At 33.0% G+C, this 8144-nt stretch carries 10 protein-coding genes; 3 read left to right on the forward strand and 7 right to left on the reverse strand.

Annotated features, from left to right (window positions below):
• Positions 1-26: 26 nt before the first annotated feature.
• Genes B7R67_RS17650 through B7R67_RS17660 form a run of 3 tightly spaced genes read right to left on the reverse strand, consistent with a single transcriptional unit; the run spans position 27 to position 2165 of the window.
• Positions 27-842, reverse strand: coding sequence for an RnfABCDGE type electron transport complex subunit D (locus B7R67_RS17650; protein ID WP_158095140.1), 816 nt, complete (start codon positions 840-842; stop codon positions 27-29).
• Positions 832-1737, reverse strand: coding sequence for an FAD:protein FMN transferase (locus B7R67_RS17655; protein ID WP_088072310.1), 906 nt, complete (start codon positions 1735-1737; stop codon positions 832-834). Before B7R67_RS17655 ends, B7R67_RS17650 begins: the two co-directional genes overlap by 11 nt.
• Entirely contained in the window at positions 1737-2165 is a 429-nt protein-coding gene (locus tag B7R67_RS17660; protein ID WP_235822204.1) for an FMN-binding protein, read from the reverse strand. The genes B7R67_RS17655 and B7R67_RS17660 overlap by 1 nt, the downstream gene beginning before the upstream one ends.
• A 355-nt stretch (positions 2166-2520) precedes the next feature.
• Between B7R67_RS17660 and B7R67_RS17665 the strand changes: the two genes are divergently transcribed.
• On the forward strand, positions 2521-3231 hold the full coding sequence (locus tag B7R67_RS17665) for a DUF421 domain-containing protein (RefSeq protein ID WP_088072312.1): 711 nt from the start codon (positions 2521-2523) through the stop codon (positions 3229-3231).
• Between the two features lie 260 nt (positions 3232-3491).
• Here B7R67_RS17665 and B7R67_RS17670 read toward each other — a convergent pair whose 3' ends face one another.
• The 3 genes from B7R67_RS17670 to B7R67_RS21940 all read right to left on the reverse strand — a co-directional run bounded on the left by B7R67_RS17670 (position 3492) and on the right by B7R67_RS21940 (position 5392).
• Positions 3492-3917: an SRPBCC family protein gene (locus tag B7R67_RS17670; protein ID WP_158095141.1), complete on the reverse strand. Its 426-nt coding sequence runs from the start codon at positions 3915-3917 to the stop codon at positions 3492-3494.
• Positions 3918-4112: 195 nt separating this feature from the next.
• Complete coding sequence (locus B7R67_RS17675; protein WP_088072314.1) at positions 4113-5018, reverse strand: DMT family transporter; 906 nt, start codon at positions 5016-5018, stop codon at positions 4113-4115.
• 173 nt (positions 5019-5191) lie between these two features.
• Complete coding sequence (locus B7R67_RS21940) at positions 5192-5392, reverse strand: hypothetical protein (protein ID WP_142289584.1); 201 nt, start codon at positions 5390-5392, stop codon at positions 5192-5194.
• A gap of 353 nt (positions 5393-5745) precedes the next feature.
• Between B7R67_RS21940 and B7R67_RS17680 the strand changes: the two genes are divergently transcribed.
• Entirely contained in the window at positions 5746-6621 is an 876-nt protein-coding gene (locus B7R67_RS17680) for a DMT family transporter (protein WP_088072315.1), read from the forward strand.
• Between the two features lie 69 nt (positions 6622-6690).
• Here B7R67_RS17680 and B7R67_RS17685 read toward each other — a convergent pair whose 3' ends face one another.
• Complete coding sequence (locus tag B7R67_RS17685) at positions 6691-7206, reverse strand: nucleotidyltransferase domain-containing protein (protein ID WP_088072317.1); 516 nt, start codon at positions 7204-7206, stop codon at positions 6691-6693.
• Positions 7207-7448: 242 nt separating this feature from the next.
• On the opposite strand from B7R67_RS17685, the gene B7R67_RS17690 reads away from it, so the two are divergent.
• A complete protein-coding gene (locus tag B7R67_RS17690) occupies positions 7449-7970 on the forward strand; it encodes a hypothetical protein (protein ID WP_142289585.1) in 522 nt (173 codons plus the stop codon).
• Positions 7971-8144 lie beyond the last annotated feature (174 nt).

An 8144-nucleotide genomic window follows, 5' to 3' on the forward strand; every position in this document is an offset into this window, starting at 1 on the left:
TTTAGAATACGGTCATTTTTTTAATATCACACATTATGAACAGATTGATTCCTTTGTTTGTTTCTTTGAATAGAAGGTTTTGATTTAAATAAATGAAATAGATTCCCAATAATCAAGCCTGTAAATAAATAGGTTAATCCTCCAAAATAACTATAGATCATTACTCCAACAAGTGCACACATAACCCCGAAAATAACTTGTTGTTTGTCTTTCGCTGGTGAAGTAGGAGGATCTGTAAGCATAAAAAATGCAAAGAAAAGAGAAGCATTTATAAATGGACTTCGAAATGCATCTGATGCATCTCCAATGTGAAAAAATCCAGTAATGGTTAAGAGTATGAAATAGGTTCCTAAGAATGAAAATAGCATTGGAAATTTATTTACACGATTTACAACTATATATCCAGCAATTAATAAAAATATGGTTGTCCAATCAGGAAGATCTCCAAATGCTCCCCACCAACTTTGCTCCATATGAAAAAGAATGATAGACATTAAAAGACCAAAGACAGCTGGATTAAATATTTGTTTCCTTCTAAATACAAGTAAATATTTTGACAATATTGAAATGGATGTAGTGATAACAATCACATACCATGGTGTGTTTGTACTTAAAATCATCGCAACAATTAGTCCAGTAATAACTGCACCAAAAGGCTTATAATTTTTCCTTTTTTTAATTAACGCACATAAAATATCCGTTAGGGATGCTACAAAAACGGCAATCATACAGTTAATTGCACCACTACTAGTTTTATAATCAAAAGTAGCAATCAAAAGTAAAATCATTAATGAAACAATTACATATCCTTTTGGTGATTTGATCCATTGTTTAATCGTCAATGTCATCTACTCCTTTCTGATAAATTTGTAAATTAGATGAAATTAAAATGCCAGCTAATTCAATTTCCTCTAATAAAGCTAGTCCCTTTTTTCTACCCATTAAAAAACATGTTGTCGAAAAAGCGTCAGCCATCATGGCATATGGCGCGATGATGCTACAACTAATCAAATCAGTTGGTGATTTTTTATTTTTCGGATTAATAATATGATGGATTTCTGGGTTTAAATCACTTTTACGTTCATAACTTCCTGAAGTACAAACCGCCATATTCGATAATTCGATTGTACTTATGATTTTTTCCTTGTTTTGTGGATGCTGAATCCCTATTTTCCATTTATCACCTAATTCGTCCAATCCTCCTGCATAAAGATCCCCACCGGCATTGACAATGAATCCATCAAATTCTCTCAATTCATTTACTGCAAGATCAATAGCAAACCCTTTGGCAACAGCACCTAGATCAATTATTAATGGTTTATTCAATCGTAATGTTTTATCTTGTTCATTCAAGAATATATCAGAGTATGTAACAATATCCGCTGTATCATTACGCATCATCTCTTCTGTTAAATAGTTTTGATTAAAACCAGCATTTTCCATTAATTGACCTACTGTTGGATCAAATATACCGTTTGTCCAATTCGCTACCTCAAGAGCGAATTTTAATGGTTCAAACAGGAATGGACTAATTGCTATTGGAGTATTGATTTGTTTACACGCCTTCATTACTTCACTTTTCAAACTAAATCGACTACATGCATCTTCAACTTGTCGAAAAAAATCAAATGCACGATTTATAGAAGCTTCTGTTTCATCATTAGATTTTGATGTGACTACTTTTATATCAACAACCGTGTCCATGAATAATTTTGTTTTTCTTACGATTTTCTTCATTATACGTTCCTTGCCTTTAATAGGGCATCTTGCACAGCATCTTTAAAAGCTTGTGTACTAAATGTCGCACCTGACACATTCTGAACTTGTGAACTTTGAACATGTACTACTTCATTTGGTAAATTTACAATGTCTTTCTCAGAATAATGCATGCCATAATTACTTATTTCTACATCTATAATTTTATCTTCATTTATCTTTAAGGCTATTTGAATCGATCCACGACGATTAGAACCCATCCCATAAAAAATGCCATTCTTATAGAAGCTTTTTTTAACAATTTTATTTTTATTTTTATTTATTGGTACATTAACTTGTTCAATTTTTGGTGATACTACTTTTGAATCTTGTATATCAGTCGTAAAATAGCCAGCTGCATAGATCGCACCTATTGCAGTTGAACAAATAGTGACCCATTTTTTGTTCATTTTCCCCACTTAAATACCTCCAGTCGTAAAACAATAAAATCCTCTTAATTACTTCGCATATATTTTTTCCAATTCATTCCTTTTCATATTTTTACATCTTCTGAAGGTGAATTTTTTTTATTCATGCTAATTTTATTTCTACTAACAAGTTACAACTTAAACATGAAAACTAAATGAAAATTTTGTCCTATTTTGATTAAATTGTAGAATTTCTAAAAAACAATTTGTGTAAGTAATACGTTTTTTCTTTCGCCCGTAGATAATTGAATATGCAAGTCATGAGATTACATAAATACTATTTTGATAATAATAACTAAATATAAATGTAAGTTAATGCTAAAAGGAGAAACTGCTCATGCCCGAACATTTTGAAATTATTTCAAGAACGTTGTTAGCATTTTTAATATTATTCATCGGTGCCAAACTTTTAGGAAAACAAATGATAGCTGAAATGAATACTTTTGATTTTATTGGAGCGATATCAATTGGAGCAATCATTGCCAACTTAGCATTTAATTTAAATATAAAAATTCATCATTCAGTTATAGCTTTTATCATATTAGTATCGATCATTTTACTTGTTAGCTATGTTTCCATGAAAAGTAGAATTGGGAGGAATTTACTCGCGGGAAATCCAACTGTTATTATTGAAGATGGAAAGATTCTGGAAGCCAATATGAGAAAAATGCGGTATTCTCTTGACTATTTAAATCAACAATTAAGACAAAAAGGGATATTTAACATCGATGAAGTTCTTTATGTTATTGTTGAAACAAATGGTAGAGTATCTGTTTTACAAAAGCCTCAATTCCGAAACGTAACAAAACAGGATTTAAATATATCGACAATACAGGAAAGTAATCTCCCTATTGAGTTGGTTATGGACGGAGAAATTATTTCAAAAAATTTAAGACAAAACAATCTGTCTGAATCAATGTTGCAAAATGAGCTAAAAAAACGTAAACTCCAAACTAAAGATGTAGTGTACGCTGTTCTTGCAGCAAATGGAAATATTTATATAGATACCTATAAAGATCAGATCACTTCTCCTATCGACCAAGAATGATCAATACAATATTTTTTAATAGAATGCAAACAAAAATGAGTTATTGTGAAATGCACCCCAATTGTTGATTTTAAGAAGTTGCGAGATAAACTTCCACAACAGAGACGAAATTTACCGTGGGAAACTGTCAGTAAGTCTTATACGATTTTCATTGAAAAATTAAAAGCCGATTCTCCTGTATCTTAGGAAAATCAGCTTTTTTAATGATAAATTTAAAATTTATCCAATTAAAGTCCAAACAACACTTGCTCAAATTAGGTTTAGTTGTGTTGAATCTCCTCAGCATATCGAGCCAGGTTAGAGACTGTTTCATATAATTCTTCTTGGGTAAATGACATCTCTTGAGCGAGGTTCTCAGCATCAGGACCGTGAATTTCGATAGTGTGTGTAATCTGAGTTCCATCTGAAAGAGGGATTAACTCATGGCGACCGATAATTGCATGTTTTGGACCAATGGGTGTTTGATCAACAAAGCTATGCCCGTCCTCGACAAGTGTGAGCATAAAAGGGAGTTCTGGTCCACCAACAGGTTGCAATTTTCCAGAAGTGCCCGAAACGAAGGGACCATCTGGTTGATATTTTTCAAGACCATAATCCCAACGTGTCCAATTGGCGAAATCACAATAGATTGACCAAACACTTGAAGCCGTAGCTTTTGTGCGAGCAGTTGCAGATATTGTCCACATAATGCTTTTTCCCCCTTTTAAACTAATTTCAGAACGCATATGAATTTCATAATGACAAAATTCCATTTCGCCAAAAACAAGAAAGGTAAATCAGTGTTCTTCAAACAATACTAAATATATTCAATATGAATGGTAAAATATTCCACCTACTTCATATGCCGATTATGTACGTATAAATAATAAGAAAAGTCATCATTAACCCTGCACTGGCAACTTCTGATTCTTATTCTGATTTCTCATCCCTAATCCTAAAGCAATTGCAGCGCCAATACAGCAAAAAAGACAACCGGCAAACAAATACACTGTAGGATCAGACTCACCAATTAAAACAGAAGCTACTCCACCAATCGCCGGGAATAGGGCAACCATATAACCGCTTTGAGCTCCTCCAATTTTTTCGACTAGCTTCAAATAGAATAACCATGCAGCAAAAGAAGCAACCAAAGTTAAATAGATCAATGCAGATAAGTACGAAACAGATGTTGGAAGAATAAATTCTTTCCCTTGAAACAACACTATTCCCGCCATTAATATACTGCCAACTGTAAATCCAATTGCATTTGCATAGATGGGATTAACGTTTCGATTTGCATTTCTTGCCGAGCTGGCGTCCCCAACTGCTGTCAGAAGAGTACCAAGAAAAGCGAGTATAATTCCTTTTAAGTCATGGAACCCTTGAAAGTTTTCCAAAGTCGGATAAATGAGAATACATACTCCAACTACACCAAGAATTCCACCTATTAGAACCCGAGAATGTAATTTTTCTTTTAAAAAAATTCGAAGAGCAATCGGAGTTAAAATCACTTTTAACGAAAAAACTAATGTTACGATCGCTGCAGAACTCAAAATAGTAGCGTAATAAAGGCACAGATAGCTTAATGCAAAATTACAAATACCAAACGCCATTACAAATGGGATATCTTTTCTTGTTGGTCTTCCTTTTGGACGAATGAGGCAAACAAGAAGCAAAAATAAAAAGGCTGTTATAACTAAACGATATGTTAAAGATAATTCCAAGCTTACTGGAGTTCCTTGAATTTTTACAGCAATAAAATTAAGTCCCCATACAATCAAGCAAAAAAAATACATAAATTTTGTCATATACTCCACCCTTCCTACTGTTCCTAATTGTAACAAATTCAAATGTATTTGGTTCAAAAGATTTTCAATTCAATTCTTTCTTTTCTCTATAGTTCAATAAAAAAGCGATCTTCTTTTGAAGAATCGCATAAAAATTTAAATAAGTGATTTTGTCTATGTCAACTAACTACTACCTAGTGTGTAATAAAAAAACTACCGAAGTAGCTAAAAAGATATGAAAAAGTCTGAATAAGTAGATTATGAATGTTTAAAGAAATGACTTTATTGTAAAAAATAAAACGACAATTACAATTAATATGAACATAAAACCAGGTCGGTCTACCAACAAAACTTCGATCAAATAAATCTACATTATTTTGATGATCTTTTTTCACCGTAACATTCCTCCAACTATTTAATTTCTTATTGTATCGTATAGTAGACATGTTATTACTTTTATTTTATTCCATTTAATTTCATAAACTCCTTTTCTTTTGAACTAAATTTCAGTAGTTTTTTAACCGAAGTAAATGTCAGAATATTCCCTTAAACTCTTTTTAAAAGCCAGTTTCCTTGTTACAATAAACAATAAATATCAATATTAGTTTGAGGTGAATCAATATGTATTGGACTCCTTTATTTGAAAATGATGTACCAGTAGCACACTTCTGCTCTTAATGGAGTGAAGGTGACTACAGCTCTCCGTTAAGGGCATTCTCGACCCTATTACAAAACGGAGGATATAAAAATGAAAAATACCTTGTTAGGTTCTATCTATTTAACTTTAGCTTCCAGTATTTGGGGTGGTATGTATGTTGTTGTTAAAATCGTAGTATCGATCATACCTCCATTAGAACTTGTGTGGATGCGATATTTAGTAGGAATTGTCGCTCTTCTTCTTATCGGATTCATAAAGCGCCAAAATTGGCGAATCGATAAACGTTCTTTTCTTTTAATCATAGCCATTGGAGTTATTGGGAATGCCATTTCGATCGTTACGCAAGAAACTGGTACAATGTTATCCTCAGCACAAATGGGAGCGATCATAACTTCTTCGACACCTGCTTTCATGGTTATTTTTGCACATTTTCTACTTAAAGATCGTTTGACGTTAAGACAAGGAATCTCTGTATGTTTAGCAACATTAGGGGTTTTTCTAATTGTTGGAATAGGTGATGTGAACATGTCTAGTAAACTTGGGGGTATTTCACTACTTATCGCTGCTTTAACATGGGCACTCATGTCCGTGCTTGTAAAGCGTTTGCCTAGTGATTATCCGCAAATTGTGGTTACGACCTATTCCATCTTGGTAGCCCTAATCGTGCTAACTCCTTTTGTTTTACCACGGATACACATGATTCATTTTACTCAGTTGACTCACCCCACCATATGGGGAGGAGTCTTGTATTTGGGTATTGTCTCAACAGCAGGTGGATTTCTACTTTGGAATCGTGGATTACAAATGCTGAATGCTTCAAGTGGAGGTATGTTTTTCTTCTTTCAGCCTTTAGTTGGAACATTACTAGGATGGCTTATTCTAGGAGAGAGAATTGGTGTAATGTTTTGGGTTGGCTCCATTTTAATTTTAACAGGTGTGTTATTTATAATGATTGAGAAAAAATAATATTAGTCCCCTTCACTTAAATTTGAAGGGGACTAATGCATTTGCTTCATAAAATATATGTTATCCATTTTATCTAATTGTTTCTATTATCCCTTGAATAATTTTCATACTTTCTATGTCTTTTGCACGAAGCTTACGTCCAGTACCTTTTTCATAAACGATCTTTTCGTCAAGTAATTGTTGCGGGTTTAAGACAGTTATTGATATACCTTGTAAATTATACTTATTTGTTGGTAGCGCATCTTTTCTCCAGATCCAGTCTGGGAAACCATTCGCTGTAATGTCTCCTTCTTCTGAGAGTCTAATAAAAACAAAACTTACATCAATCGTGTTTTTAAGGAAGTCCGTTTGAAACGCACTAACCGGTATTTTCTTATAACCAGCATTGACCATTGCTTGTTCTAGCTGTTCCCGATATTCAATCCAAGTAACTAAGTCAACATCGGAGTGAGAGCGAGTAATTTTCCCAAGAAGAAAATCAATCGCCCAACCTCCTCTTAACCATAATTGAAAATTGTGATTTAAACAGATTTCATTTATTTCCTTAATAATTTTCAACTGTTTCTCTTCTGTACTAAATTCCATCTTGTCCAATTTTCACCACCCTTTTTTGCAAATTCATTAATTCATTAATAAATATATATTATTTTCTATAACTAACCTGCATGAATTTTGTTAAAAGAATTATAAAAAGATGTTGACTAGTTAACAACAATAAAAATTTATTACAGTGTTCAAATTAAAATATGGCATTCTCTTTTAAGTATTTCTTGACTATTTTAGGGGATAATTTGTAAGTCAAAAAAATTTATAAGGAGGAATTTAAATTGATGTACTACAATAGGTTTGGAACAAAACGGGAATTAACAGTTGGTGAAGGCGATCGTGTGGAAATTATTAAAAGAAGTGACGTTTATTGTATTAACGAAGAAGAACCGATTTATCATTCAGGGACGATCATAAAAATCGATTATGAAGATTTAAATAGATCGCCAGAAAAAGAACCTGTTGGTATTACGGTTAAATTTGATAAGGATAATGTATTTAATGAGGGTGAAGAAGAATATGTTGCCTTTGATGAGATAGAGGAATTGTTTAAGAAAATGTATGACATTGTTGGTTATGCTATGGTAAATGAGGGAGTTACGTTAAGCATCACTGGCGAAGGTATAGGAAAAATCATTAACTTTGATTATCAAAATGGAGCTTTATTACCTGTATCAATTCAAGATGGTAGTGAAGCAGAAAAAAGATCTATTACGAATGCAGATGAAGAATTCATTCAGGAACTCATGCGTTATGGTACACCACAGAAGTATTTTCATTATGTACTCTCTCAGTCAAAATAAATTCTACTTCATTTGTTTAAGACGTAAGGTTCCCAATAAAAAAAGGCACGTTGAAAAGTGCCTTTCAGACTGTTGATAAACGCTCGCTTTCTTCGTTGCTTCGCCCGCCTGTAGTGCTCATTACCGTTTAAGGGTAACTCCGCTCCTCGCCAGGCTTCGCGCCTCGAAAGACAA

The organism is Gottfriedia luciferensis (assembly GCF_002156865.1).
In the GTDB taxonomy this organism is placed as follows: domain Bacteria; phylum Bacillota; class Bacilli; order Bacillales; family Bacillaceae_G; genus Gottfriedia; species Gottfriedia luciferensis.

Excerpts from the sequence above, each read along its gene's own strand:
- B7R67_RS17655 (WP_088072310.1), bottom strand. The coding sequence starts at position 1,737 with ATGAAGAAAATCGTAAGAAAAACAAAATTATTCATGGACACGGTTGTT.
- B7R67_RS17660 (WP_235822204.1), bottom strand. The coding sequence starts at position 2,165 with ATGAACAAAAAATGGGTCACTATTTGTTCAACTGCAATAGGTGCGATC.
- B7R67_RS17665 (WP_088072312.1), top strand. The coding sequence starts at position 2,521 with ATGCCCGAACATTTTGAAATTATTTCAAGAACGTTGTTAGCATTTTTA.
- B7R67_RS17670 (WP_158095141.1), bottom strand. The coding sequence starts at position 3,917 with ATGTGGACAATATCTGCAACTGCTCGCACAAAAGCTACGGCTTCAAGT.
- B7R67_RS17675 (WP_088072314.1), bottom strand. The coding sequence starts at position 5,018 with ATGACAAAATTTATGTATTTTTTTTGCTTGATTGTATGGGGACTTAAT.
- B7R67_RS17680 (WP_088072315.1), top strand. The coding sequence starts at position 5,746 with ATGAAAAATACCTTGTTAGGTTCTATCTATTTAACTTTAGCTTCCAGT.
- B7R67_RS17685 (WP_088072317.1), bottom strand. The coding sequence starts at position 7,206 with ATGGAATTTAGTACAGAAGAGAAACAGTTGAAAATTATTAAGGAAATA.